Annotated in this window: 28 protein-coding genes; 21 read left to right on the plus strand and 7 right to left on the minus strand. The window is 64.1% G+C overall.

The features are described 5' to 3' along the window. Positions 1–49: 49 nt before the first annotated feature. A complete protein-coding gene (locus NGJ21_RS20270) occupies positions 50–208 on the minus strand; it encodes a hypothetical protein (protein WP_251962576.1) in 159 nt (52 codons plus the stop codon). Positions 209–261: 53 nt separating this feature from the next. On the opposite strand from NGJ21_RS20270, the gene mdcA reads away from it, so the two are divergent. Genes mdcA through madM form a run of 9 tightly spaced genes read left to right on the plus strand, consistent with a single transcriptional unit; the run spans position 262 to position 7,556 of the window. After that, positions 262–1,923 carry a malonate decarboxylase subunit alpha gene (mdcA, locus tag NGJ21_RS20275; RefSeq protein ID WP_251962577.1) on the plus strand — a complete coding sequence of 554 codons (1,662 nt, stop codon included), beginning with the start codon at positions 262–264 and terminating at the stop codon, positions 1,921–1,923. After that, positions 1,923–2,861 (plus strand): triphosphoribosyl-dephospho-CoA synthase, encoded by a 939-nt coding sequence (locus tag NGJ21_RS20280; RefSeq protein WP_204918124.1) that lies wholly within the window; start codon positions 1,923–1,925, stop codon positions 2,859–2,861. Before mdcA ends, NGJ21_RS20280 begins: the two co-directional genes overlap by 1 nt. A gap of 1 nt (position 2,862) precedes the next feature. Beyond that, entirely contained in the window at positions 2,863–3,162 is a 300-nt protein-coding gene (locus NGJ21_RS20285; protein WP_012314731.1) for a malonate decarboxylase subunit delta, read from the plus strand. Beyond that, positions 3,155–4,003, plus strand: a complete 849-nt coding sequence (locus NGJ21_RS20290) for a biotin-independent malonate decarboxylase subunit beta (RefSeq protein WP_119687139.1) — start codon at positions 3,155–3,157, stop codon at positions 4,001–4,003. Before NGJ21_RS20285 ends, NGJ21_RS20290 begins: the two co-directional genes overlap by 8 nt. Further along, positions 4,000–4,791 (plus strand): biotin-independent malonate decarboxylase subunit gamma, encoded by a 792-nt coding sequence (mdcE, locus tag NGJ21_RS20295; RefSeq protein ID WP_046786020.1) that lies wholly within the window; start codon positions 4,000–4,002, stop codon positions 4,789–4,791. Before NGJ21_RS20290 ends, mdcE begins: the two co-directional genes overlap by 4 nt. A 1-nt stretch (position 4,792) precedes the next feature. After that, positions 4,793–5,407: a malonate decarboxylase holo-ACP synthase gene (locus NGJ21_RS20300; protein ID WP_115274636.1), complete on the plus strand. Its 615-nt coding sequence runs from the start codon at positions 4,793–4,795 to the stop codon at positions 5,405–5,407. Continuing rightward, positions 5,404–6,324 (plus strand): malonate decarboxylase subunit epsilon, encoded by a 921-nt coding sequence (mdcH, locus tag NGJ21_RS20305; RefSeq protein WP_115275532.1) that lies wholly within the window; start codon positions 5,404–5,406, stop codon positions 6,322–6,324. The genes NGJ21_RS20300 and mdcH overlap by 4 nt, the downstream gene beginning before the upstream one ends. Before the next feature lie 60 nt (positions 6,325–6,384). Then, the gene (madL, locus tag NGJ21_RS20310) at positions 6,385–6,786 is read left to right on the plus strand and encodes a malonate transporter subunit MadL (RefSeq protein WP_115274637.1); all 402 of its coding nucleotides are present in this window, start codon (positions 6,385–6,387) and stop codon (positions 6,784–6,786) included. A gap of 5 nt (positions 6,787–6,791) precedes the next feature. Further along, entirely contained in the window at positions 6,792–7,556 is a 765-nt protein-coding gene (gene madM, locus NGJ21_RS20315) for a malonate transporter subunit MadM (protein WP_012314725.1), read from the plus strand. A gap of 48 nt (positions 7,557–7,604) precedes the next feature. On the opposite strand, the gene NGJ21_RS20320 is transcribed toward madM, so the two are convergent. Beyond that, positions 7,605–8,516 (minus strand): LysR family transcriptional regulator, encoded by a 912-nt coding sequence (locus tag NGJ21_RS20320; RefSeq protein WP_012314724.1) that lies wholly within the window; start codon positions 8,514–8,516, stop codon positions 7,605–7,607. Positions 8,517–8,639: 123 nt separating this feature from the next. Between NGJ21_RS20320 and NGJ21_RS20325 the strand changes: the two genes are divergently transcribed. The 3 genes from NGJ21_RS20325 (at position 8,640) to NGJ21_RS20335 (ending at position 12,453) form a co-directional block, all read left to right on the plus strand. Continuing rightward, complete coding sequence (locus tag NGJ21_RS20325; RefSeq protein WP_119687137.1) at positions 8,640–9,488, plus strand: helix-turn-helix transcriptional regulator; 849 nt, start codon at positions 8,640–8,642, stop codon at positions 9,486–9,488. 69 nt (positions 9,489–9,557) lie between these two features. Next, positions 9,558–11,048 carry an aldehyde dehydrogenase gene (locus NGJ21_RS20330; protein WP_115274638.1) on the plus strand — a complete coding sequence of 497 codons (1,491 nt, stop codon included), beginning with the start codon at positions 9,558–9,560 and terminating at the stop codon, positions 11,046–11,048. A 22-nt stretch (positions 11,049–11,070) separates the two neighbouring features. Further along, a complete protein-coding gene (locus NGJ21_RS20335; protein WP_012314721.1) occupies positions 11,071–12,453 on the plus strand; it encodes an aspartate aminotransferase family protein in 1,383 nt (460 codons plus the stop codon). A gap of 188 nt (positions 12,454–12,641) precedes the next feature. Here NGJ21_RS20335 and NGJ21_RS20340 read toward each other — a convergent pair whose 3' ends face one another. Together NGJ21_RS20340 and NGJ21_RS20345 are read right to left on the minus strand one after the other, a co-directional pair. After that, positions 12,642–14,642: a peptidase U32 family protein gene (locus NGJ21_RS20340; protein WP_251962578.1), complete on the minus strand. Its 2,001-nt coding sequence runs from the start codon at positions 14,640–14,642 to the stop codon at positions 12,642–12,644. A 154-nt stretch (positions 14,643–14,796) separates the two neighbouring features. Beyond that, entirely contained in the window at positions 14,797–15,156 is a 360-nt protein-coding gene (locus tag NGJ21_RS20345; RefSeq protein WP_012314719.1) for a RidA family protein, read from the minus strand. 152 nt (positions 15,157–15,308) lie between these two features. On the opposite strand from NGJ21_RS20345, the gene NGJ21_RS20350 reads away from it, so the two are divergent. Beyond that, complete coding sequence (locus tag NGJ21_RS20350) at positions 15,309–16,004, plus strand: tRNA (adenine(22)-N(1))-methyltransferase (RefSeq protein WP_115274642.1); 696 nt, start codon at positions 15,309–15,311, stop codon at positions 16,002–16,004. Between the two features lies 1 nt (position 16,005). Here NGJ21_RS20350 and NGJ21_RS20355 read toward each other — a convergent pair whose 3' ends face one another. Next, positions 16,006–16,275, minus strand: coding sequence for a DUF2790 domain-containing protein (locus NGJ21_RS20355; protein ID WP_115275533.1), 270 nt, complete (start codon positions 16,273–16,275; stop codon positions 16,006–16,008). Positions 16,276–16,405: 130 nt separating this feature from the next. Between NGJ21_RS20355 and NGJ21_RS20360 the strand changes: the two genes are divergently transcribed. The 6 genes from NGJ21_RS20360 to NGJ21_RS20385 all read left to right on the plus strand — a co-directional run bounded on the left by NGJ21_RS20360 (position 16,406) and on the right by NGJ21_RS20385 (position 21,499). After that, a complete protein-coding gene (locus NGJ21_RS20360; RefSeq protein ID WP_046786027.1) occupies positions 16,406–17,338 on the plus strand; it encodes a LysR family transcriptional regulator in 933 nt (310 codons plus the stop codon). 805 nt (positions 17,339–18,143) lie between these two features. Beyond that, on the plus strand, positions 18,144–19,682 hold the full coding sequence (locus tag NGJ21_RS20365) for a methyl-accepting chemotaxis protein (protein ID WP_502943596.1): 1,539 nt from the start codon (positions 18,144–18,146) through the stop codon (positions 19,680–19,682). Positions 19,683–19,795: 113 nt separating this feature from the next. After that, positions 19,796–19,996, plus strand: a complete 201-nt coding sequence (locus tag NGJ21_RS20370; RefSeq protein ID WP_012314714.1) for a DUF1289 domain-containing protein — start codon at positions 19,796–19,798, stop codon at positions 19,994–19,996. Between the two features lie 76 nt (positions 19,997–20,072). Further along, complete coding sequence (locus NGJ21_RS20375; protein WP_115275534.1) at positions 20,073–20,252, plus strand: DUF2986 domain-containing protein; 180 nt, start codon at positions 20,073–20,075, stop codon at positions 20,250–20,252. Further along, positions 20,246–20,629 (plus strand): fluoride efflux transporter CrcB, encoded by a 384-nt coding sequence (gene crcB / locus NGJ21_RS20380; RefSeq protein WP_115274644.1) that lies wholly within the window; start codon positions 20,246–20,248, stop codon positions 20,627–20,629. The genes NGJ21_RS20375 and crcB overlap by 7 nt, the downstream gene beginning before the upstream one ends. A 105-nt stretch (positions 20,630–20,734) precedes the next feature. Further along, the gene (locus tag NGJ21_RS20385; protein ID WP_115275535.1) at positions 20,735–21,499 is read left to right on the plus strand and encodes a hypothetical protein; all 765 of its coding nucleotides are present in this window, start codon (positions 20,735–20,737) and stop codon (positions 21,497–21,499) included. Between the two features lie 94 nt (positions 21,500–21,593). Here the strand turns inward: NGJ21_RS20385 and NGJ21_RS20390 are convergent, their stop codons facing one another. Both NGJ21_RS20390 and NGJ21_RS20395 read right to left on the minus strand, forming a co-directional pair. Beyond that, positions 21,594–22,058, minus strand: coding sequence for a PA2171 family ribosome-binding persister protein (locus NGJ21_RS20390; RefSeq protein WP_046786038.1), 465 nt, complete (start codon positions 22,056–22,058; stop codon positions 21,594–21,596). Between the two features lie 40 nt (positions 22,059–22,098). Further along, positions 22,099–22,956 carry an SDR family oxidoreductase gene (locus NGJ21_RS20395; protein ID WP_115274645.1) on the minus strand — a complete coding sequence of 286 codons (858 nt, stop codon included), beginning with the start codon at positions 22,954–22,956 and terminating at the stop codon, positions 22,099–22,101. A gap of 103 nt (positions 22,957–23,059) precedes the next feature. Here NGJ21_RS20395 and NGJ21_RS25895 point away from each other — a divergent pair, with 103 nt between their 5' ends. Both NGJ21_RS25895 and NGJ21_RS20400 read left to right on the plus strand, forming a co-directional pair. Next, on the plus strand, positions 23,060–23,182 hold the full coding sequence (locus tag NGJ21_RS25895) for a hypothetical protein (RefSeq protein ID WP_256658422.1): 123 nt from the start codon (positions 23,060–23,062) through the stop codon (positions 23,180–23,182). Further along, entirely contained in the window at positions 23,151–23,675 is a 525-nt protein-coding gene (locus NGJ21_RS20400; RefSeq protein WP_046786040.1) for a hypothetical protein, read from the plus strand. Before NGJ21_RS25895 ends, NGJ21_RS20400 begins: the two co-directional genes overlap by 32 nt. The last annotated feature ends 125 nt before the right edge of the window (positions 23,676–23,800 follow it).

A 23,800-nucleotide genomic window follows, 5' to 3' on the forward strand; every position in this document is an offset into this window, starting at 1 on the left:
TGATTTTCCAAGTGAAGTCTGGAATGCGCTGGAGGATCGGTGGATCCTGTCATGCAAAATTGCCCTGCACAATGGATATATCTGCAGGTGAGGCGTGCGTTTTTGCCATGGCTACGGCTTTGAGTTTTTCAGGGTCGTGCATTGCAGGCAACCCCATTGCAACCATTACCCTGACCGTAACGATCAGCCCCCCAGCTTGATTGATCACCAAACCCCCGCGTCCTACTGTGCCCCCACGACAGCGAACCCGTGGAGTCACCCATGACCATAACGAAGAATCCACCGCCGCAATGGTCCAGGCGGCGCGCCGAGAAGCAGCGCCGCCTGGAGCGGGTCCGTCACCTGGCCGACGGTGTGGTGCTGCCAACCGAGCGCATCGTCGAGGCACTGGAGCTGTTGATCGCCCCAGGGGACCGGGTGGTGCTCGAAGGCAACAACCAGAAGCAGGCCGACTTCCTCTCCCGTTCGCTGGCCAAGGCCGACCCCGAGCGCCTGCACGACCTGCACATGATCATGCCCAGCGTCAGCCGTGCCGAGCATCTGGACCTGTTCGAACGGGGTATCGCCCGCAAGCTCGACTTTTCTTTCGCCGGCCCGCAGAGCCTGCGCATCGGCCAGTTGCTGGAAGACGGCCAGCTCGAAGTCGGCGCCATTCATACCTACATCGAGTTGTATTCGCGCCTGCTGGTCGACCTGATCCCCAATGTAACCCTGGTCGCCGGGTTCATGGCCGACCGTGACGGCAACCTGTATACCGGCCCCAGTACCGAGGACACGCCGGCACTGGTGGAGCCGGCCGCCTTCAGCGATGGCCTGGTGATCGCCCAGGTCAACCAGCTGGTCGACCGCGTCGACGACCTGCCGCGCGTGGACATTCCGGCTTCCTGGGTGGACTTCGTGGTGGTCGCTGACCAGCCGTTTTATATCGAGCCACTGTTCACCCGCGACCCACGGCACATCAAACCGGTGCACGTGCTGATGGCGATGATGGCCATCCGCGGCATCTACGAAAAACACAACGTGCAGTCGCTCAACCACGGCATTGGTTTCAACACGGCCGCCATCGAGCTGATTTTGCCGACCTACGGCGAGTCGCTGGGCCTGAAGGGCAAGATCTGCCGCAACTGGACGCTCAACCCGCACCCCACGCTGATCCCGGCCATCGAGACCGGCTGGGTCGAAAGCGTGCATTGCTTCGGCACCGAACTGGGCATGGAAGACTACATCGCGCAACGCCCGGATGTGTTTTTCACCGGCCGCGACGGCTCGCTGCGCTCCAACCGCATGATGTGCCAGCTGGCCGGGCAGTACGCGGTCGACCTGTTCATCGGCGCCACCTTGCAGGTCGATGGTGATGGCCATTCCTCGACCGTCACCCGCGGCCGCCTGGCCGGCTTCGGCGGCGCGCCCAACATGGGCCACGACCCCCGCGGCCGGCGCCACGCCACCCCGGCCTGGCTCGACATGACGGTGCCCGACACCTTGCTCGAACGCGGCCGCAAGCTGGTGGTGCAGATGGTCGAAACCTACCAAGAAGGCGGCAAACCGACCTTCGTCGAAACCCTGGACGCCGTGGACGTGGCGAAGAAGGCCGGCATGCCGCTGGCACCGGTGATGATCTACGGCGATGACGTCACCCACCTGCTCACCGAAGAGGGTATCGCGTACCTGTACAAGGCCCGCAGCCTGCAAGAGCGCCAGCAGATGATCGCCGCCGTGGCCGGGGTCACCGCCATCGGCTTGCGCCATGACCCCAAGGACACCTTGCGCCTGCGCCAGCAAGGCCTGGTGGCCTTGCCCGAAGACCTGGGCATCCGCCGTACCGATGCCAGCCGTGAACTGCTCGCTGCGCGCAGCATCGCCGACCTGGTGGAGTGGTCCGGTGGCCTGTACAACCCGCCCGCACGGTTCAGGAGCTGGTGATGCAACTATTCGATCTGCAACCCTATGATCCCCTTCACCGGGCCGGCCGCCCGCTTGAAAACTGCACGATCCCTGTGGGGGCAGGCTTGCCGGCGATCAGGCCGGCACCTGAAAACGCCATTCCCCTTGCCGACCGGCTGGCCGACCTGGCCGTGGAAGCCCTGCTGGACGAGGCCGACCTGTCACCCAAGCCCGGCCTGGTGGACCGGCGCAGCAGCGGCGCGCACAGCGACATGACGCTGGCCCTTATGCATGCCTCGGCGCTTGCCCTTTGGCCTTGCTTGCGGCAAATGGCCGACGCCGCCCAGGCCCATGGCGAGGTTGGCCTGGCGCTGCGCATCGAGCTGGGCCGTATCGGCCGTGAAGGGGAGGCTGCGATGCTGGCCACCACCGCCGGGGTCAATACCCACCGCGGCGCGATATGGGCCCTTGGCTTGCTGGTGGCCGCCCGGGCCCTGGATGCCCAGGCTGACGCGAGTACCGTCGCAGCCCGTGCCGGGCGCATCGCCCTGATCGATGACCCGGCCGCCACCGCCCACGACAGCCACGGCACCCAGGTGCGCCACCGTTACGGCGCCGGCGGTGCCCGCGAACAGGCGCAACAGGGCTTTCCTGCCGTGATCGAACACGGCCTGCCGCAACTGCGCCGCAGCCGCGCCAACGGTGTCAGCGAAAACCACGCACGCCTCGATGCCTTGCTGGCGATCATGGCCGCGCTGAGTGACACCTGCGTGCTCTGGCGCGCCGGCCCCGAGGGCCTGCAAACGCTCCAACAGGGCGCCCGCCATGTGCTCGCAGCCGGTGGCAGTGCCACCCTCGACGGCCGCCGCCACTTGCGCCTGCTGGACACCCAACTGTTGCAACTGAACGCCTCACCGGGCGGTGCCGCCGACCTGCTGGCCGCCTGCCTGTTCCTCGACAAAGCCGGGAGCCTGTGACATGGAAACCCTGACCTTTCAATTCCCTGCCGCCGAGCCTGGCCGTGGCCGCACCCTGGTGGGTTGCGTCAGCTCGGGCGACCTGGAAGTCCTGATGGAGCCCGGCACGGCCGGCAGCCTGAACATCCAGGTGGTGACCTCGGTCAACGGCAGCGGCGCCCGCTGGGAGCAACTCTTCCAGCGCCTGTTCCAAGGGCGCACGTGGCCGGCGGTGAACATCGACATCCATGATTTCGGCGCCACGCCTGGCGTGGTACGCCTGCGCCTTGAGCAAGGTTTCGAGGAGATCGCCCATGACTGACACCGAACGCTTGCTGCAGAGCCGCAGCTTCGTCGAACTGGGAGCGCGCCAGCGTGCCCGCACCTTGCTCGACCCAGGCAGTTTTCGCGAACTGCTAGGCCCGTTCGAGCGGCTGATGTCGCCGTGGTTGCCGCGCCAGGGCATCGTGCCCCAGGCCGACGACGGCGTGGTCATCGCCAAGGGCTTGCTCGGTGGCCGCAACACGGTCATCGCCGCCATCGAAGGCGCGTTCCAGGGCGGCAGCATGGGCGAAGTGGGCGGGGCCAAGATTGCCGGTGCGCTGGAGCTGGCCATAGAAGACAACCGCAACGGCACCCCGACCTGCGCCGTGCTGCTGCTGGAGACCGGCGGGGTGCGCCTGCAGGAGGCCAACCTGGGCCTTGCGGCGATTGCCGAGATCCAGGCGGCCATCGTCGAGCTGCGCCGCCATCAGCCGGTGGTCGGGCTGGTCGCAGGCTCGGTGGGCTGCTTTGGCGGCATGTCCATCGCAGCGGGGCTGTGCAGCCACCTGCTGGTGACCCGTGAGGCGCGCCTGGGCCTCAACGGCCCGCAGGTGATCGAGCAGGAAGCTGGCATCGCCGAGTACGACGCCAAGGACCGCCCCTTCATCTGGAGCCTGACCGGTGGCGAGCAACGATATGCCAGCGGCCTGGTGGATGGTTATGTGGCCGATGACGTCGACAGCATTCGCCAGCAGCTGCTGCAGTTGCTCGACGTACCCAGTGCCAACCGCGCAGGCCGCCACGCCTGGTACCTCGAGCGGCTTGCCAGCCTGGGCAATGACTGCCCGCAACTGGACGCCGCCGCCGTACGCGCCCTTTACCAAGGAGATGCCCCATGAACCGTGCCCTGAACTGGCTGCCAGGCCTGGCCGGCAGCGAAGCACTGCCAGGATATCCCGCCTCGCTGCGGGTCATCGACGGCGAGCTGGACAACCGCACGGCGCGCTTCATTGCCGTGGTGCCGGATGCGCACAACCCGTTCCCCCGGGCGCGCAACGGTGAAGTCGGCCTGCTCGAAGGCTGGGCCTTGGCCAAGGCGGTGAGCGAGGCGATTGAGCTGGACCGCGATGGCGAGAAGCGCGCCATCGTCGCGGTCATTGATGTGCCCAGCCAGGCCTATGGCCGCCGCGAGGAAGCCTTGGGCATCCACCAGGCGCTGGCCGCTGCGGTGCAGGCCTATGCCCAGGCACGCCTGGCCGGGCACCCGGTTATTGGCCTGCTGGTGGGCAAGGCCATGTCCGGTGCGTTTCTGGCCCACGGCTACCAGGCCCAGCGGCTGATTGCGCTGGATGACAGCGGGGTGATGGTGCACGCGATGGGCAAGGCGGCGGCGGCGCGGATCACCTTGCGCAGCGTCGAAGAATTGGAAACCTTGGCCGCCGAGGTGCCGCCGATGGCCTACGACCTGGCCAGCTATGCCTCGCTGGGCCTTTTGTGGCGGCGCCTGAGTGTGGACAACGCGGATACCCCGAGCGCAAGCGATCTGGCCCAGGTGCGTGCGTGCCTGGCCGAAGCGCTGCGCGATATCGGCAACACGACCGACCTGACGTCACGGTTGGCCGGCGAGCACCGCAGTGCGTCCCGCGAAGTGCGTGCACGCTTGCGCAGCCAGTGGCAGGAGGCCTGAGATGAGCGCGCCGCAGCCACATGACCTGCTCTGGGGGATGACCCCGGCCGCGCTGCCTGTCGATGCCCCTGCCTGGGCCACGCAGGTACTGGCGGCCGGGCAGCCGGTGGTGGTGCGCCGTGCCTGCTGCGCGGCAGGTTGGGTGGCGGTGGGGCTGCGCGGGGAGGGGCGCGCGCAGCGCCTGGGTGTTCAGATGCGCGTGGCGGACATTCGCCGGCAACTGCGCCCCGAAGCCTTGCGCGGGCAGGGCGCGAGCCCCTGGGCCGCGCTACAGGCGCTGGCCAGCGTGGCCCCTGTGCTCGACGCCTGCGGGCTGGCCTGGGGGCCGACGGGTGGGGTGGGTTACCAGCTGGCTACAGGGGTCGAGGTGCTGCACGCGGCCAGCGACCTCGACCTGCTGCTACGCACACCGCGGCCCATGAGCCGGGCAAAGGCGCGTGAGTTGCTCGATAGCCTCGACTGCGGCCCTTGCCGTATCGACGTGCAACTGCAAACCCCTGCAGGTGGCATCGCCCTTCGCGAATGGGCCGGGGTGGCGCAGCGCGTGCTGCTCAAGTCGGCGCTTGGCGCACGGCTGGTGGCCGACCCATGGAACCTGCTGGAGTGCGCAGCGTGAGCAGCCTGTTCGCCTTCCCTGGCCAGGGCGCGCAGCAGGCGGGGATGCTGCATCGCCTGCCCGAAGGCTCGGCAGCGTTGCTGGAAGAGGCCAGCGATACGCTCAATGAACAGGTGCTGGCCCTGGACAGCCAGCAGGCATTGCAATCGACCCGCGCCGTGCAGTTGTGTTTGCTGTTGGCCGGGGTGGCCTGGGCGCGCACGTTATTGCAACGCAGCCCGGCCCCCGACTATGTGGCAGGGCTGTCGATAGGCGCCTACCCTGCCGCCGTCACCGCGGGCGCCCTGGCCTTTACCGATGCCGTACGCCTTGTGGCCCTGCGTGGTGAGCTCATGCAACGTGCCTACCCACAAGGCTACGGCATGACCGCTCTGAGTGGCCTGGATCTGGCCAGTGTCGAGCGCTTGTTGGCGCAGGTGGGCGGCGAGGTGTACCTGGCCAACCTCAACAGCGACAACCAGATCGTCATCGCCGGCAGCGACACGGCCATGGCCGAGGTTGCCGCCAGGGCGCGCAGCCGTGGCCAGGGCGTGGCCAGGCGCCTGGCGGTCAGCGTGCCCTCCCATTGCCGCTTGCTCGACGGCCCGGCGGCCGAGCTGGCACACGCGTTTGCCAGCGTTAAGATCAACCGCCCGCGCATCACCTACCTGAGTGGCAGCAGCGCGCGGCCGCTGTTGGACCCGCAACGCCTGCGTGACGACCTTGCCGGCAACATGGCCCGGCTCGTCGACTGGCGTGCTACGTTGCGCAACGCCTATGAGCGCGGCGTGCGCCTGCACCTGGAGCTACCGCCGGGCAGCGTGCTGACCGGCCTGGCCCGCCCGGTGTTCGAACAGGGGCGCGTGCTTGCCCTGGAGCAAACCCGACTCGATACAGTGGACGCCCTGCTGCGTCAGGAGGTCAGCCAGCGCCCATAAATGCCGTGTTTTTCGAAGGACAACAACAAGCAACTTCGACCCAACGCGAGGACAACAACAATGATCATCTACGGTGTGGCCTTTCTGGCCCTGTGTACCCTTGTAGGCCTGTTTATCGGTGAACTCCTGGGCAAGCTCCTGGGCGTACCAGCCAACGTCGGCGGTGTCGGCATCGCCATGCTGCTGCTGATTTTCATCGGCAGTTACCTCAACAAGCGTGGCCTGATCAAGGCCAAGTCCGAACAGGGCGTGGAATTCTGGAGCGCCATTTACATCCCCATCGTGGTGGCCATGGCCGCCCAGCAGAATGTGCTGGGCGCGTTGTCCGGTGGGCCGATGGCGATAACGGCAGGCGTCGTGGCGGTGGTCGCAAGCTTTGCCATGGTGCCGCTGCTGGACCGCATCGGGCAAAAGAAGCCTGAGGCGGGCACCGACAAACCCCTGACTGCTTCGCAACGGTGACCGCCATGTACGAATCCATGATGAAAGTGATCAACGGTTATGGCCTGGTCAGTGGTTTCGCGGTGATCGGCGTGACCATGTGGCTGTCCTACTGGTTCTCCGACAAGCTGACCCGCGGGCGTTTGCACGGCTCTGCCATCGCTATTTTCCTGGGCCTGGCGTTGTCTTACGTCGGCGGGGTGATGACGGGCGGGCAAAAAGGGCTGGTGGACATTCCGCTGCTGTCGGGCATCGGCCTGCTGGGCGGGGCCATGTTGCGGGACTTTGCCATCGTCGCCACGGCCTTTGGCGTCAACATCGAAGAACTCAAGCGCGCCGGGGTGTCCGGGGTGATATCGCTGTTCTTCGGCATCGGCACCTCGTTCGTCGCAGGGGTAGGGGTGGCCATGGCCTTTGGTTACACCGATGCGGTCAGCCTGACCACCATCGGCGCCGGGGCAGTGACCTATATCGTCGGGCCGGTGACGGGCGCTGCGATTGGCGCAAGCTCCGAGGTGATGGCGCTGTCGATTGCCGCCGGGCTGGTCAAAGCGATCCTGGTCATGGTGGTGACGCCGTTCGTGGCACCGATGATCGGTTTGAACAACCCGCGCACTGCGGTGATCTTCGGTGGCTTGATGGGCACCTCCAGCGGTGTGGCCGGTGGGCTGGCGGCGACCGACCCCAAGCTGGTGCCCTATGGCTGCCTGACCGCAGCGTTCTACACCGCCTTGGGCTGCCTGCTGGGGCCTTCGCTGCTGTACTTCTGCATGCGTGGCCTGGTGGCGTAGGCCGGCTTTGTCGCGGTGGTTCTGGCGAACCGCCGCGGTGTGCGCCGCTCAGTTTTCCCGGCTGTACATTCGGCATTCCGCCAGCAGCGCCAGCAGGTTGGGCTCGCGCTCCCGGGCCTTGAGGAACACCACGCCGATATGTTGCTGCAGCCGGTAACGCGGCTGCAGCGCAATCAGCTTCACCCGGTTTTCGTACACCGCAGCAATGCGCCCCGGCAACAGTGCAAAGCCCACCCCCGAACTGACCATGCTGAGCAGGGTGAAGATGTCGTTCACCTGCATCGCCACCTTCGGCTCGAACCCGGCCTGCTGGAACACCCGTGCGCCATCGCGGTGGGTGGCAAAGCCTTGGGTCAGGGTGATGAAGGTGGACTCGGCCAGGTCCGCCAGGTCCACCTCCTGCTGCTCGGCAAACGGCGAATCAGTGGGCACGGCGAGGTAGATATCGTCGGAGAACAGCGGCAATTGCTCGCAGGCAGGGTCGGCCACGCTTTCATCCAGCGACACCAGCACCGCCTCCAGTTCATGGTTCTTCAGCCGCTGCAGCAGGTCGACATTCGAGCCCAGGGTCAGGTCGATGTTCAGCTCGCTGCGCCGCAGCTTCAGGCCCATCACCAGTTTGGGCACGGTCTTCACGGTCAGTGAATACAGGGCCCCGAGGCGGAAGCGCTCGGCGTAGAAACCAGCCGCCTCGCGGGTCTGGCGCACCATCTGCTCAGCGTCCTGGATCAACTGGCGGGCTTTCTTTTCCAGCACATAGGCGCTTTCCAGCGGAATCAGCTGACGGCCTTCGTGCTTGAACAGCGGGCAGCGCAGGGCGCTTTCCAGCGAATGAATGGCCCGGTGCACGCTGACCGCGCTGGTGGACAACTCGGCGGCGGCGCGCCCGAGGTTGCCGCTGCGCATGAAGGCGAGGAAGGTCTCGAGTTTTTTCAGGGTCAGTTCTTCGTCGATCAGCATGTTCAGGCCCTGAAATGAAAGAGCTGCAGAGCATGCCACAACCTCACCCCGAAGGGTGATGGCCGCCCCCGGCATCCCATGCAAGAATCCCAACCATGACCACCCCGGCATGGGACGACGACAATGAGCAAAGACCGGCTGAAATCGCCCGACTGGTACGCGCAGATGGCCCGTGTCATCGACGCCCAAGGCACGCCGGGCTTCGTCGAGGCGCTGTTCGCCGCGCTCAAGTTGCTTGCGCCGTGCCAGGCCATCACGGTGTTTCTTTACCCACGCAAGGGCCTGCCCTCGGCGTTGTTCGTCAAGGACGAGGAGGGCCCATGGCTGCCCGAAGGCAACGTGCAGCGCTACCTGGAAGGCTACTACCTGCTGTGCCCGTTCTACCGTGCCTGCATGGACGGTGTGGCTGCCGGCTGCTTTCGCCTCAGCGACGTTGCCCCCGACCATTTCAAGCGCAGCGAGTACTACCTGTCGTTCTACCAGCACGCACACCTGGAGGACGAACTGAACTTCATCGTCCCTCTGGATGAACACCTGACCATCGCCGTGGCCCTGGCCAGTACCCGACGCCTGGACCGTCAGCAGGTCAGCGACCTCAAATGTGTGGCGCCCTGGGTGGTGGCCGTGGTGCGGCGCCAGTGGAGCCACCTGGATGTCGATGCCGTGGGCGGGCGCTTCGAAAGTGCCCTGGGCCGGCAGATCAACGCCGCGCTGAACAACTTCGGCTCCTCGCTGCTCACCGAGCGCGAGTGCCGCATCGCCCAGTACCTGCTGCGCGGCCACTCCACGCGCTCGCTGGCCGAGCGCCTGGGCATCAGTGAAGACACGGTCAAGACCCACCGCAAGAACCTCTACACCAAGCTCGATATCGCCAAGCAGTCCGAGCTGTTCTCGCTGTTCATCGATTCGCTGGCCCAGGCCCAGGAAGGCTTGAGCAAGGACCCGTTGGAAAGTTACCTGCGAAGGCGCTGACGGCGCCACGGCCACCCACACCTACAACAACTGCAACCGGCCGCCCGCGCGGCCGCAAGGGAGACCTGCGTGCATACGAAAAGCGATTGGCAGCAGCGCGCTGCAAGGCAAAGCTTCATCACCACGGCGCTGATCGACGGCCGCCCGCTGGCGGCGCAGTCAGGGGTGACCTTTGATGCCATCAACCCGGCCAACCGGCAGTTGCTGGCCCAGGTCGCCGCTTGCGGCGATACCGAAATCGACCAGGCTGTGCGTTCGGCGCGTCGCGCCTTCGAGCAAGGCCCCTGGGCGCGCATGGCACCTGCGGCACGCAAGGGCGTGTTGCTGCGCTTGGCCGAACTGATGATGGCCCACCGCGAGGAGCTGGCGTTGCTCGACTCGCTGAACATGGGCAAGCCGGTGATGGACGCCTACACCATCGATGTGCCCGGCGCGGCCAACGTATTCGCCTGGTACGGCGAGGCGCTGGACAAGGTCTACGATCAGGTCGCGCCAACCGCAGGCAATGCCCTGGCCACGGTCACGCGCGAAGCGCTGGGCGTGGTCGGCGCCGTGGTGCCGTGGAATTTCCCGCTGGACATGGCTGCCTGGAAGGTCGCCCCGGCGCTGGCCGCCGGCAACAGCGTGGTGCTCAAACCCGCCGAGCAGTCGCCGTTCTCGGCCCTGCGCCTGGCCCAACTGGCGCTTGAGGCAGGCGTGCCCGAAGGTGTGCTGAACGTGGTGCCGGGCCTGGGTGAAAGCGCTGGCCGTGCCCTTGGCCTGCACCCGGATGTGGATTGCCTGGTGTTCACCGGCTCCACCCAGGTGGGCAAGTACTTCATGCAGTACTCGGCGCAATCCAACCTCAAACAGGTGTGGCTGGAGTGTGGCGGCAAGAGCCCGAACCTGGTGTTCGACGACTGTCAGGACCTGGACCTGGCAGCGGAGAAAGCGGCCTTCGGCATCTTCTTCAACCAGGGCGAAGTGTGCTCTGCCAATTCGCGCTTGTATGTGCAGCGCTCGGTCCACGACGAGTTCGTCGAGCGCCTGCTGGCCAAGGCCCGCCAGTGGCTGCCCGGCGACCCCCTGGACCCGGCCAGCCGCGCCGGTGCCATCGTCGACGACGCCCAGAGCGCACGTGTCATGGCTGCCATCGAGCAGGCCCAGGGCGACGGCGCACGCCTGTTGTGCGGCGGCCAGCGGCTGACCTTCAACGGCTCGAACAACTTCATCGCGCCAACGGTGTTCGCCGACGTGCGCCCGGATTCGGCCCTGGCCCGCGAAGAAGTGTTCGGCCCGGTGCTGGCGATCACTGCCTTTGACGACGAAGCGCAGGCCGTACGCCTGGCCAACGACAGCGTTTATGGCCTGGCCGCTTCGCTGTGGAGCGACGACCTCAACCGCGCCCACCGCGTGGCCCGGCAGTTGAAGGCGGGCACCGTCTCGGTCAACACGGTCGATGCCCTCGATGTGGCGGTGCCCTTTGGCGGCGGCCGCCAGTCGGGCTTTGGCCGCGACCTGTCGCTGCACGCCTTCGACAAGTACACCCAGCTCAAGACCACCTGGTTCCAGCTGCGCTGACCCTCACTCACGGAGAACAACAATGAACGCACCCTTCCAGCCGCAACGCGACACCCGCGACTACCAGGCCAGCGACGCGGCCCACCACATCCACGCTTTCCTTGACCAGAAGGCGCTCAACGCCGAAGGCCCACGGGTCATCACCCGCGGCGAACGCCTGTACCTGTGGGACAACGACGGCAGGCGCTACCTGGACGGCATGTCCGGGCTGTGGTGCACCCAGCTGGGTTACGGGCGCAAGGACCTGACCGCCGCCGCCGCCGCGCAGATGGACCAGCTGGCGTACTACAACATGTTCTTCCACACCACCCACCCGGCGGTGATCGAGCTGTCCGAACTGCTCTTCAGCTTGCTGCCCGGGCACTACAGCCACGCGATCTACACCAACTCCGGCTCCGAGGCCAACGAGGTGTTGATCCGCACCGTGCGCCGTTACTGGCAGGTGGTCGGCCAGCCGAACAAGAAGGTCATGATCGGCCGCTGGAACGGCTACCACGGCTCTACTCTGGCCGCCACAGCGCTAGGGGGCATGAAGTTCATGCATGAGATGGGCGGGTTGATTCCGGATGTGGCACACATCGACGAGCCGTACTGGTACGCCGAGGGTGGCGAGCTGACGCCGGCCGAGTTCGGCCGCCGCTGCGCCCTGCAGCTGGAAGAGAAAATCCTCGAGCTGGGCGCAGAGAATGTCGCAGGCTTTGTGGCCGAGCCGTTCCAGGGCGCGGGCGGCATGATCTTCCCGCCGGAAAGCTACTGGCCGGAAATCCAGCGCATCTGCCGCCAGTATGATGTGCTGCTGTGCGCCGACGAGGTGATCGGTGGCTTTGGCCGTACCGGTGAATGGTTCGCCCACGAGTACTTCGGCTTCGAGCCGGACACCCTGTCCATCGCCAAAGGCCTGACGTCAGGTTATGTACCCATGGGCGGCCTGGTGCTGAGCAAGCGCATCGCCGAGGCGCTGGTGGAGCGTGGCGGGGTATTCGCCCACGGCCTGACCTATTCCGGGCACCCGGTGGCGGCCGCAGTGGCCATCGCCAACCTCAAGGCGCTGCGCGACGAAGGTATCGTGCGCCAGGTCAAGGACGATACCGGCCCGTATCTGCAGCGTATCCTGCGTGAGGTGTTTGCCAACCATCCGTTGATTGGCCAGGTGCAAGGCGCGGGGCTGGTGGCGGCGTTGCAGTTCGCCGAGGACAAGGGCAGCCGCAAGCGTTACGCCAACGAGAACGACCTGGCCTGGCAGTGCCGCACCTACGGGTTCGAGGAAGGTGTGATCATCCGTTCGACGCTGGGGCGGATGATCATGGCGCCGGCGCTGGTGGCCACGCATGGCGAGCTCGATGAGCTGGTGGACAAGACGCGCATTGCCGTGGACCGGACGGCACGGGGGCTGGGAATTTTGTGATGGTGTAAAGGCGGCCGCTGCGCAGGTCTCGCGGTTGTTGTAGGAGCGGCCTTGTGTCGCGAAAGGGCTGCGCAGCGGCCCCAGGTTTTTGCATCGCTGCTGGTCAGCTGGGGCCGCTTCGCAGCCCTTTCCGACCGGTCCGGCGCCCCGGCAAGGCCGCTCCTACAGGCCACAGGGGCGTATCACCCTCAGTGCGGTGCCCGCGGGATGGTCTTGAGCAGGTCTTCCGGGCTGATGTGCCCGACCACCTGAGCCACCGCACTGCCGGGTGTCGGCAGGTCGATGATGTGGCTCTTCATCTTGCCGACCACGTGCATTTCGCACGGCTTGCAGTCGAACTTCAGGGTCAGCACTTCATCGCCCTGGATCAACTGCATCGGCGCCACCTTGGTGCGCACGCCGGTCACACCCTTGGCCTGTTTGGGGCACAGGTTGAACGAGAAACGCAGGCAGTGCTTGGTGATCATCACCGGCACTTCGCCGTGCTCCTCGTGCGCTTCGTACGCCGCATCGATCAATTGCACGCCGTGGCGGTGGTAGAAGTCGCGGGCCTTCTGGTTGTAGACGTTGGCCAGGAACGACAGGTGCGACTCCGGGTACACCGGCGGCGGCGTGGTCTCGGCCTTGCGCCCGCCACGCGGGTGGGCCTTGATGCGCGCCTCGGTCAGCGCCTCGATGGCTTCGCGGCGCAGGGCCTTGAGCTGCGAGTTGGGGATGAAGTACGCCTGCGGTGCGTCCAGCACGATGGCATTGGCGTGGTACATCGTGGTACCCAGCTGGCCGAGCAGGTCGTGCAACTGGTCCAGGGCCTGCTGCGGCTTGTTGGCTGCGCCGAACGGGCCATCCAGGGCGACCTGCACGCTGACGCCTTCTTCACTGCAGACGCTGAGCATCAGGCGCTGCTCGGTGAGCACGGCGTGCCACTCCACACCTACCCGGCGCTCGGCCGAGGTGCGCTGCAGGGCCTGCTGCCAGTTGTGGTCCAGGTTGCGCGACAGCGGGTGGTTGGGCCGCAGCTTGTGCAGGCCCTCGGGCATCTCGTTGGGTTCGACCCGGTAGCGGTAGCGCTTGTGGCCGTCTTCTTCGAACTCGCCACGCGGCTCGGCGATGTTGGCACGGAAGCCCACCACGTCACGCTTGACCAGCACGTTGAGGCCGTCGCCGTTGGTCAGTGGCACTTCGGTGACCACCTGCAGGTCGCGCTTGCCGACCTTTTCCACCACACCTACCGGCAGGCCGGTGAAGGTTGGTGAGTCGAAGGCGCCGATGTCCACCTTGCGGTCGGTGACGAAGTAGTCGGTGCTGCCGCGGTGGAAGGTCTTGTCCGGGTCGGGTACGAAGAAGTGCTCGGTGCGGCCGCTGGAGGCGCGGGCCAGGCCCGGGCGGTCTTCGAGAATGGCGTCGAGTTCTTTGCGGTAGTGGGCGGTGATGTTCTTCACATAGCCCATGTCCTTGTAGCGGCCCTCGATCTTGAACGAGCGCACGCCGGCATCGACCAGGTCGCGCAGGTTGGCGGTCTGGTTGTTGTCCTTCATCGACAGCAGGTGCTTCTCGAACGCCACCACACGGCCCTGGTCGTCCTTGAGGGTGTACGGCAGGCGGCAGGCCTGCGAGCAGTCACCACGGTTGGCGCTGCGGCCGGTCTGGGCGTGGGAAATGTTGCACTGGCCGGAGAAGGCCACGCACAGCGCGCCGTGGATGAAGAACTCGATGGCCGCGTCGGTTTCGGCGGCGATGGTGCGGATCTGCTGCAGGTTCAGTTCACGGGCCAGTACCAGCTGGGAGAAGCCGGCCTGGTCGAGGAACTTGGCCCGCTCCAGGGTACGGATGTCGGTCTGGGTGCTGGCATGCAGCTCGATCGGCGGGATGTCCAGTTCCATCACCCCCAGGTCCTGCACGATCAGCGCATCGACGCCGGCGTCGTACAGCTGATGGATAAGCTTGCGCGCTGGTTCCAGCTCGTTGTCGTGCAGGATGGTGTTGATGGTGGTGAACACGCGGGCGTGATAGCGCCGGGCGAACTCTACCAGCTCGGCGATTTCGCCCACTTCGTTGCAGGCGTTGTGGCGCGCGCCAAAGCTCGGGCCACCGATGTAGATGGCGTCAGCGCCGTGCAGGATCGCTTCACGGGCGATGGCCACGTCACGGGCAGGGCTGAGCAGTTCCAGGTGATTCTTTGGAAGGGACATGTCGTTATAGGTTCGGGCTGTCACGGTAGGGCGGCATTGTAGCGGGGAAATGGGCGGGTGGCATGCTTTGGCTGCCCAGAGGTGTTTTGCCGGTACTGCGTCCTGCTTGGGTTGGGGCCGCTTTGCAGCCCCTGGCGGTGAGGCAACCGCTGTGTCAGCCCTTGGCCGCCATCGCGGTCACTTCTACACGCATTTGCGGGTACGCCAGCGCCGCCACGCCCACGGCAGCGCGCACCGGCCACGGCTTGCTGAAGAAACGCTGGTACACCTCGTTGAAGGCGGCGCGGTCGGCCATGTCGGTGAGGTAGATGGTCAGGTGCATGACCCGGTCCATGCCGCTGCCGGCCTTTTCCAAGGCTTCTTTCAGTGCCTGCAGGGTGCTTTCGCTCTGCTGCACGATATCGCCGTCCAGATCGGCTGGAATCTGGGTGGTGACCAGCACGCCGTTGAACTCGGCGACGTCGGAAGAAATGGACTCGGCATCGGAATCCGGGGTGAAGATGATGTTGGCCATAAAGTGGTTTTGCCTTGCGACGGAAGGAAAGCCGCAAGCCTACGCGAGCACGGCGCAGGGGTCGAGCCACAGGGCACCGCTTGGCCCGCGCGCATTGTAATACCGCGCCACGGCGGTCAGAATCGCGCCGATTGTTGAGCAAGGGGCTTGAGTTGAACGAACAGACATTGTCGATGCGCCTGGAGCGTGTGGCGGCGCATGTGCCGCAAGGCGCGCGCCTGGCCGATATCGGCTCGGACCACGGCTACCTGCCGGTGGCCTTGGCGTTGCGTGGGGTGATCGAAGCGGGGGTGGCCGGGGAAGTGGCGCAAACGCCTTATGCTTCGGCCCAGCGCAACGTGCGCCGCAACGGCCTGCAGGAACACATCACCATTCGCCTGGCCGATGGCCTGGAGGCGATCCAGGCGCAAGACCGCATTTCGGCGGTGAGTATCTGCGGCATGGGCGGCGACACCATGTGCGAAATCCTGGAGCGGGGCAAGGCACGCCTGAGCGGCAGCGAGCGGTTGATCCTGCAACCCAATGGCGGTGAGGGTGAGCTACGGGCCTGGCTGATGGCCAACGGCTACCGGATCGTTTGCGAAGAGGTGTTGCGCGAGAACCGCTTCGACTACGAGATCATCGTTGCCGAGCCGGGCGGGGCAGTCGTCTATAGCGCCGAAGAGCTGTATTTCGGCCCGCTGCTGATGCGGGAGAAAAGTCCGGCGTTTGTCACCAAGTGGCAGCGCATGCTGCGTCAGAAGCAGCAGACCTTGGCCAACTTCGAACGTGCCCGGGATGCGATCGCGCCACACAAGCTGCAGGACTTTGCCAGGCAGGTTGGCTGGATCACCCAGGTGCTGGCCTGAATCACTGCTGCGAGCAGTTACCCATCTCCTGGTAGTTGACCTCGTGGGTCTGGCCCTGATGGTCGACATAGACCATGTGTGCGGTGCCCACCTGGCAATCGGCAATGTTGCTGGCCGGGGAGATCGACACCACTTTGGCTACATCCAGCGGCATGCCGTATTCGTAGTTGGCGCTGTCGTTGGCGGCCGGCTGGGCGGCGCCTGGGGCGGCCAAGGCGCCGAACGAGGCGAAGGTGGCAGAGAGCGCAAGCAGCGCGATCGAGCGTTTGATGTTCATGGCAGGCTCCTTCTTCAATGTTTTACCAATGATGTATTGTTTGGCTGTGCACAATAAATGGGCTAAGCCGTGATAGATTCCTGCCTGGAACGTACGAATAAGAACGAACAAGGAGCCGAGCCCCATGGACATGCTGCACGCCATGCGCACCTTCACCCGGGTAGTGGAGTGCGGCAGCTTCGCTGCGGCTGCCAATGCCCTGGACATTTCAGCCGCGCAGGTGTCGCGGATCGTCGCCGAGCTTGAGAATCAGCTGCAGACTCGCCTGCTGCACCGCACCACCCGGCGCTTGCGCATGAGCGAGGCCGGCGAGCGGTTTCTTGAGCGCTCGCGGCAAATCATGCTGTTGACCGAAGAGGCGGTGGGCGAAGCGCGTGGCGCGCACCTGACCCCCCGTGGCCGGCTGCGCCTGCATTGCCCGCACGGCCTTGGCCTGTTGCTGATGCCGCTGGTGGCCGGCTACAACGCGCTATGCCCGGAGGTGGTGGTGGAGCTGACCCTGTCCCAGCGCAACCCCGACCCGCTGGCCGAAGGGCACGATGTGGTGATCACCGTGGACGACGCGTTGCCCGACTCACAGCTGATCGCTGTGCCGCTGGGTACCATCTTCAGCATCCCCTGCGCCGCGCCCAGTTACCTGGAGGCCCATGGTGTGCCCGAGCGGCCCGAAGACCTGCATGAGCACCGCTGCCTGCGCATGGCGTACCCGATGTATGAGGGCGACTGGGTGTTTCCCCAAGGGCTGGACCATTGCGTGATCGCGCCGCGCGACAGCTTCCTGACCAACGTCGCCGACGCGATGCTGGTGGCCAGTGAACTGGGCATGGGCATCGGGCTGCTGCCGTTCTACACGGCCAGCCAGGCGATCGAGCAAGGGCGCTTGCGGCGGTTGTTGGCACCTTACCGGTTGCGTGAGTGTGCGTTGTACGCAATGTACCCGTCGCGGCACTATCTGGATGCCAAGGTGCGGACCTGGATCGATTACCTCAAGGAGCAGTTGCCGGCGCTGTTTGCAGGGCATGAACAGATTGTCGATGACACGCAGTACTGGCGGTGAGTGAGATCAGGTCCTGTGGCGGGCGACCCTTATTGGCGCAGGTCGCATTTTTTGCCCCTCATTGGTGCGCAGATGGCGTACTGAGGCCATGGCTACCTGCCTAATCATTAGCTTGCATACGAGTTGGCGTAGTACTTGCTATCACTTTGCCATTGTGATGTCGCGTATGGTGAAGATAATGTCGCTTTCAAGTGGTTCCATGCAGTTGTCATCGGCTGAGAAGCATTGGCTGCCGTGGTTCGGAAAAACCGGCAAGCTCAGCATGCGCTGGTCCTGCGGGCTCAACCGATCGACTTATCCGGTCATCGAGCAGACGTTCGAAGCCATAGCCCAGACCCGCATGCAGTTGCTGCAAAGCTGGGCGAGAGAACAGTGGGAACACCTGGCGGAACTTGCTGAAAACCTTGGCCCGGCCCTGGCTCACGACCGCACGCCATTGCTGGACAAGCTCGCCCAAGCGAACGACTTCTCGGAACTGTTCATCATCGACACCAGTGGCACGGTTGTGTTGTCGAGTTGGGCGCAACGCAGTAACGGCCAACGCATCGGGCAACTGGGCGCCTTGGCCCAGGGGTTGAAGGCGCCGTTTTTGCACGGCCCCTACAGTGATCCGCTGACCTTGCAGATCGGCCCCTCGTCGTCGCGGTTTCACGACGAAGTGACACTGATGTTCTATCAGCCGCTCAAAGCGCAAGGGAAGGTCTACGGATGCCTCTGCGGTCGGGTGCCCAATGACGTATTGGGCGACCTGATCCAGCGCGAGGCCGGGCATATCTATGCCGAGTCCGGTGACAATTACCTGTTCATGGCGCAATCGCATTTCGACCCTGCTATCAAACCGGGTACCGCCTTGTCGCGCTCGCGTTTCGAGGACGGCACTTTCACCCACGGGGAAAACCTCAAGAGCGGGGTGCATACGCCATGGAGCACCGTGCAGGTCCAGCGCCATACCGAGCTTGAGCTGCGCTTTACCGACCCTGCCACCCGTGAGCTTCATCCAGGCGTTCGGGAAACCATCCGCCAGGGCGCCAACCTGTTCGTGACTTACCCTGGCTATTCGGACTATCGCCATGTGCCAGTGGTGGGCAAAGGTGTCACATTCCAGTTGCCGGGCTCGCCGGACCGGTGGGGCATGATGTGCGAAGCCGATCTGGAGGAGGTCTACCGGCGACGCTCACTCAGCTACGGGTTGATGAAGCCGTACATCGCGATCATGGCCGGCCTGTTTGGTTGCAACTTCCTGGTGCAGCACTACGCGGGCTTGGCGCAAGGCATCAACGATGCGCTGCTGGCCGTGAGCATGCTGGCTGCCACACTGCTTTTCAGTGCGCTGGGGCCAAGGCGGCTGGCAGCCAGGTTCAATGGCATGACCGATGTACTGCGCACCATCGCCGAGGGCGAGGGCAACCTGCGCCAGCGCCTGGACACCACGACCATGGCCAACGATGAAAGTGGCGACATGGCGCGCTGGATCAACAGCTTCATCGACCGCCTGGACTCGGTGGTGGGCCAAGTGGTCAAGGCCAGCCGCACGGTGGGCGCCACCAATCAGATGATGCTCGGGCGCAGCCACGAAGCGAGCGTCACCTCCAGCGAAGTGGCCGAGGCGGTGCACCAGATGATGATCATCATGGAGGAGCAACTGGGCGAACTGCAGCAGGCTTCGGTCAGCGCAGAGCAGATGAAGCAGGCCATGGACGAGGTGGTCAGCCGTGCCCGCGAGCAGTACCTGGCGGTGCAGGCCGGCACCCAGTCGATTCGGGATGTGGTAGCGCGTTCTGCTTCCAGTGTGCAGTTGCTCGACAGCAGGATGGCGCAGATCGGCAACATCAGCGGGCTGATCAGCGACATCACCAACCAGACCAACCTGCTGGCCCTCAATGCCGCCATCGAGGCCGCCCGCGCGGGCGAGCATGGCCGAGGGTTTGCGGTGGTGGCCGACGAAGTGCGCAGCCTGGCTTCGCGCACGGCGCGCGCCGCCGACGATATCCGGCACATGGTCGAAGGCCTGCAGAATGAAACCCAGCAAGCCGTCAGCTTCATGGAGGAGGGGGTACATAATGTCGATGACAGTTTGCGCCTGGCCGAAGATGCCTCGTCGGAGAACGTACAGTTGCACCAGGCGGTAGAGAGCATGTTCCAGATCATTCAGCAGCTCAACCAGCGCAGCCTGGCTTATGGCAAGACCATTGAGCAGGTCAACCAGTCTTCCAGTGAAATGCGCCAGACGGCGGTGGTGCTGCAGAGCAGTGCCGAGACGGTGAAGGCCAATGCCAGCAAGCTGCAGAAGCTGGTCGGGCAGTTCGAGGTCAGCAGCGATACCGACAGGGCCGCAGCGGCTTGAGGTCCGGTTGTACGGCCCCGGTCGCAGGTGGGTGTGTGCCGCCCTGCGGCTTTGTGCCTGCACCGGATCAGGCCGCCTTGCGCTATCATTCGCGGCCATGACCGGAGCAGCCCATGGCCAAAGACATCGAAAACCCCTGCGTCTCGCTTTGCCAGCTCAACAGCGAGCTGTGCGTGAGCTGTGGCCGAACCCGTGAGGAAATCCGCAAGTGGCGCGGCATGAAACGCCCGGAGAAGATGGCCACCGTGCAGCGCGCTGCGACGCGGATGAAGGCCATCGTCAAGAAAAACGCCAAGCGCCAGGGCAACGAGTGATTCACCCGCGCCCCCAGGGCCTGGTTCCATCATTTATGATGTGTTCTACCTGATCAACCCCGTACCGAGTGGCACCATGAACCGTCGCAAGAAGATCAAGCAGTTGCTGCAAGCACACCAGAAAAAGGCCGCCGCCAAGCTGGCACCGCGAAACAAGCCTAAATACATCTGCAAGGCCGATCGGCTGAAGCTGGCGGCTGATGCCGGTACCGAATGCCTGCCAGTTCTTTGCCCGGAGCGCGATGCTGTATGTTGAAGTCGCTATTGGCTATCGGGATTGGTGCGATGGTCGGTGCCTGGCTCCGCTGGGGCCTGGGCATGAAGCTCAATGCACTTTTCCCCGCCGTGCCGCCAGGTACCCTGCTGGCCAACCTCCTTGGTGGCTACATCATTGGCTTGGCCATCGCATTCTTCTCCGCATCGCCGTCGCTCAGCCCCGAATGGCGCCTGCTGCTGATCACTGGTTTTTGCGGTGGATTGACCACGTTCTCCACTTTCTCCGCAGAGGTCGTCTCTCTCATCCAGGAGGGGCGTATTTCATGGGCTCTGGGCTCTATCGCTTTGCACGTCACAGGTTCCTTGCTGATGACCGGGGCAGGGTTGGCGACGTTCTACTTTATCAGCGGGCGCTAATAATCTGAGTAATGCCCCAGCGGTTACATTAGCATTGGGCGCTTATCTGCCGCCTGTCAGGCACGATAAGCCCACTCATGTCTTTTGAATCCGATGCTGCCCTCAATGACTGCCTTCTACCTCAAGTTCCTGATCACCCCGACCCTCATGCTGGCCATCTCGCTGGCAGCCAGGCGCTGGGGTACCCAGATCGGGGGGCTGCTCTCCGGGCTGCCGGTCACCTCGGCCCTGGTCATGTTGTTTCTCAGCCTCGAACAGGGGCCTGGTTTTGCGTTGCAGGCGGTGCCTGGCGCATTGGCGGGGTTGGCCGCCGTACAGGCAACCTACCTGTTCTACTACCTGGTGACCCGGCATGTGTCCGCTTTTATCGGCTGCATCACGGGCGTGGCGGTTTACGCGGTCACCGCCTTTGTGATGAGCCGCTTGGGCATGGTGGCGGTGTCAGTCGGCGTGACGTTGCTCCTGCTTACGCTGATCATCATCCTTACCTCGAACAATGCGCAGGCCGGTGCCGCGAAGGTTGTGCCGCTGCCTCGCTGGGTGATCCCCATGCGCATGCTCACGGCAACCCTGTTGTTGGTGGCGATCACTGCCAGTGCCCAATGGCTTGGGCCGGTGGCCAGCGGCCTGCTGGCACCCATCCCGGTGATTGCCTGGCCGCTGGCGGTGTTCGCCCATGTTCAGGGCGGTCACCAGGAGCTGGGTGCGATCGTGCGCGGCAATGCCATTGGCGCTGTGGGGGTGTTGGGCTTTTACCTGGCGGTGAAAAGCTCGATCGAGCCGCTGGGTACGGTACCGTCCATTACTGGCGCAGTGGTGCTGGCCGTGCTGGCAACGTTCGTGTTGGCGAGAATGCTAGGCAAAGGTTGAGGCTAGGGCAGGCGTATGGGGTCATAGTCCTGCCCGCGGCACCTTGCAGCATCTGCCAGTGGCATTTCATGCCTTTTGCTTGGCTGCTTTGAATTCAAGCGGCACGCTGCTCACCCTTGAGCATCTTTTTTTGCGCTTCCATGGCTTGGCCCATTTCTTCCAGCAGATCTTTGCTCAACAGCTTTTTCGCCGTGGGAAACAACTCGTCTTCCTCCTCTTCGATATGGTGTTCAAGCAACTCTTTCATCACTTTGACGCGGCCTGCAAATTCGAGCGTGCCGGTTTCGGTGTGCAGCAGGTCCGGCAACACCAGCGCATCGACCGTGCGGTGTTCCTCTTTTGCCTCGTAGTACATCTTCGCTTCTTCCTTGCCCCCGGCTTGTTTGATGGCCGGGTAAAGGATCTCTTCTTCAAGCGCGGTGTGGATCTGCAACTCCTGCTCGATCCGATGCAGGAGTTCGGCACGCTTCTTGACGGCGCGCTCGGTGGTTGAAGACAGTTCGTCCAGCAGCTTTTTAACCAGTTTGTGGTCTTGAATCAGCAGATCGATAGCGTTCATGGTGCACCTCATCGCGGTTGTGGAATCACGGCCTTGCAGGTCAAAGAATGGGTTTTCCGCCCGTAACGGCATAGCGTGAGCCAGAGATGTAGCTGGCCTCATCGGAGCCGAGCAAGACGTAGATCGGAGCTACCTCAACCGGTTGGCCCGGCCGGCCCATCGGATAGCTCGACCCGAAGTTTTTCACTGCCTCATCGGGCATGGTGGCAGGGATCAGTGGGGTCCAGATCGGGCCTGGTGCCACGCTGTTGACCCGAATCCCTTTGTCTCCCAGCAATTGGGCCAGCCCGGCGGTGAAGTTGGCGATGGCGCCTTTGGTGGTGGCATAGGCCAGCAGTTTGGGCGATGGGTCATCGGAATTGACCGAACTGGTGTTGATGATCGAACTGCCTTTGGGCATCGATGGCAGCGCCCGCTGGCAAATGCGGAATATGGCCGTGATGTTGACGTCGAATGTCATTACCCATTCGTCATCGTCGATTTCATCGAGGCTGTCGTGCGCCATCTGAAACGCGGCGTTATTGACCAGAATGTCGATACGACCAAACTGCTCCACGGTCTTGTCGACGATGTCGTAGCAGTGCTGTTTGCGCGCCAGATCCCCGGGCAGCAGCAGGCATTGCCGGCCCGCAGCCTGGACCCAACGGGCGGTTTCCTGCGCATCGTCGTGCTCATCAAGGTAGGCGAGGGCAATGTCTGCGCCTTCGCGGGCGTAGGCGATGGCGACTGCACGCCCGATCCCGCTGTCGGCGCCAGTGATCAGCGCTATCTTGCCGTTGAGTCGGCCGTTGCCGGTGTAGGTGTGCTCGCCACAGTCCGGGGAGGGTTCCATCTTGCGCTGCGAACCCGGGACGCTTTGCGGTTGTGAGGGAAACGGAGGGGTAGGGTAGTCACGCATGGTGCAAGCTCCTGCAGTTGGAAGGCTCATACCTGTTCGAAAGATGTGACAAGGGTTTGTTGGACGGGATCCGGTGTTTGAACGACGGACGGTTGGCCTGGGCATGGCGACTGAATTTTCGTTGTGCGCGCTGTTCTACCGCTCAAGCGCCTACCGCCACCCGGTATGGCTCAGCGAACACCAGGAGTCGCCACGTGCCTCGAATCATCACCCCTACCACCCCTGAACACGAGATCGATGAACACAATGCGAGGATGTTCGGTTCGCCTAAGGAGCGGCTGGACTTCTACCGCAGGGAAATTCAGTACGAGACCACCATCCTGGCCAACCGCACCGATGCCTACCTGGCCGCCCAGTCGTTTCTGGTCATCGCTTACGTGTCGTCCATGGGCAACCTGAACCAGAGCTGGGGTGAGATGTTCACATTGCTGGTGCCCGCCTTTCTCGCATTGCTGGGCGTGATGAGTACGCTCAATGCATGGCCTGGCATTCGCGCGGCCTATCGGATCATCGATCACTGGCAGCTCAAGCAAAGCCATCTTCTGCTCAGTGAACCCATGATGGGCCTGGCCTATGACGAATCTCCGCTGTTTTGCGAGGCGGAAACCTCCCGTGCAGGGCATCGCAAGTCCCTGCTTTTTTCGCTGCGTACGCCTTGGATCTTTCTTGGGTTCTGGCTGTTGCTGGGCAGTTATTCGGTTTATATCCAGCTTGCATGATCAAAGCGCAGGCAAGGGGCATGCATACATCAATGTTGGTGGTTGCACCGAAGCGATCAGCGGTGTTACACCAGATCTGATGTAGCCTACGGCCGTTTCTGCAAAGGCTAACCTTAGAACGGCAT

Source organism: Pseudomonas sp. Marseille-Q5299 (genome assembly GCF_943737035.1).
GTDB lineage: Bacteria > Pseudomonadota > Gammaproteobacteria > Pseudomonadales > Pseudomonadaceae > Aquipseudomonas > Aquipseudomonas putida_E.

Coding starts and splice junctions, on each gene's coding strand:
- mdcA (WP_251962577.1), top strand. CDS start 262: ATGACCATAACGAAGAATCCACCGCCGCAATGGTCCAGGCGGCGCGCC.
- NGJ21_RS20280 (WP_204918124.1), top strand. CDS start 1,923: ATGCAACTATTCGATCTGCAACCCTATGATCCCCTTCACCGGGCCGGC.
- NGJ21_RS20285 (WP_012314731.1), top strand. CDS start 2,863: ATGGAAACCCTGACCTTTCAATTCCCTGCCGCCGAGCCTGGCCGTGGC.
- NGJ21_RS20290 (WP_119687139.1), top strand. CDS start 3,155: ATGACTGACACCGAACGCTTGCTGCAGAGCCGCAGCTTCGTCGAACTG.
- mdcE (WP_046786020.1), top strand. CDS start 4,000: ATGAACCGTGCCCTGAACTGGCTGCCAGGCCTGGCCGGCAGCGAAGCA.
- NGJ21_RS20300 (WP_115274636.1), top strand. CDS start 4,793: ATGAGCGCGCCGCAGCCACATGACCTGCTCTGGGGGATGACCCCGGCC.
- madL (WP_115274637.1), top strand. CDS start 6,385: ATGATCATCTACGGTGTGGCCTTTCTGGCCCTGTGTACCCTTGTAGGC.
- madM (WP_012314725.1), top strand. CDS start 6,792: ATGTACGAATCCATGATGAAAGTGATCAACGGTTATGGCCTGGTCAGT.
- NGJ21_RS20320 (WP_012314724.1), bottom strand. CDS start 8,516: ATGCTGATCGACGAAGAACTGACCCTGAAAAAACTCGAGACCTTCCTC.
- NGJ21_RS20325 (WP_119687137.1), top strand. CDS start 8,640: ATGAGCAAAGACCGGCTGAAATCGCCCGACTGGTACGCGCAGATGGCC.
- NGJ21_RS20335 (WP_012314721.1), top strand. CDS start 11,071: ATGAACGCACCCTTCCAGCCGCAACGCGACACCCGCGACTACCAGGCC.
- NGJ21_RS20340 (WP_251962578.1), bottom strand. CDS start 14,642: ATGTCCCTTCCAAAGAATCACCTGGAACTGCTCAGCCCTGCCCGTGAC.
- NGJ21_RS20345 (WP_012314719.1), bottom strand. CDS start 15,156: ATGGCCAACATCATCTTCACCCCGGATTCCGATGCCGAGTCCATTTCT.
- NGJ21_RS20360 (WP_046786027.1), top strand. CDS start 16,406: ATGGACATGCTGCACGCCATGCGCACCTTCACCCGGGTAGTGGAGTGC.
- NGJ21_RS20365 (WP_502943596.1), top strand. CDS start 18,144: ATGGCGCAATCGCATTTCGACCCTGCTATCAAACCGGGTACCGCCTTG.
- NGJ21_RS20370 (WP_012314714.1), top strand. CDS start 19,796: ATGGCCAAAGACATCGAAAACCCCTGCGTCTCGCTTTGCCAGCTCAAC.
- NGJ21_RS20375 (WP_115275534.1), top strand. CDS start 20,073: ATGAACCGTCGCAAGAAGATCAAGCAGTTGCTGCAAGCACACCAGAAA.
- crcB (WP_115274644.1), top strand. CDS start 20,246: ATGTTGAAGTCGCTATTGGCTATCGGGATTGGTGCGATGGTCGGTGCC.
- NGJ21_RS20385 (WP_115275535.1), top strand. CDS start 20,735: ATGACTGCCTTCTACCTCAAGTTCCTGATCACCCCGACCCTCATGCTG.
- NGJ21_RS20390 (WP_046786038.1), bottom strand. CDS start 22,058: ATGAACGCTATCGATCTGCTGATTCAAGACCACAAACTGGTTAAAAAG.
- NGJ21_RS20395 (WP_115274645.1), bottom strand. CDS start 22,956: ATGCGTGACTACCCTACCCCTCCGTTTCCCTCACAACCGCAAAGCGTC.
- NGJ21_RS25895 (WP_256658422.1), top strand. CDS start 23,060: ATGGCGACTGAATTTTCGTTGTGCGCGCTGTTCTACCGCTCAAGCGCC.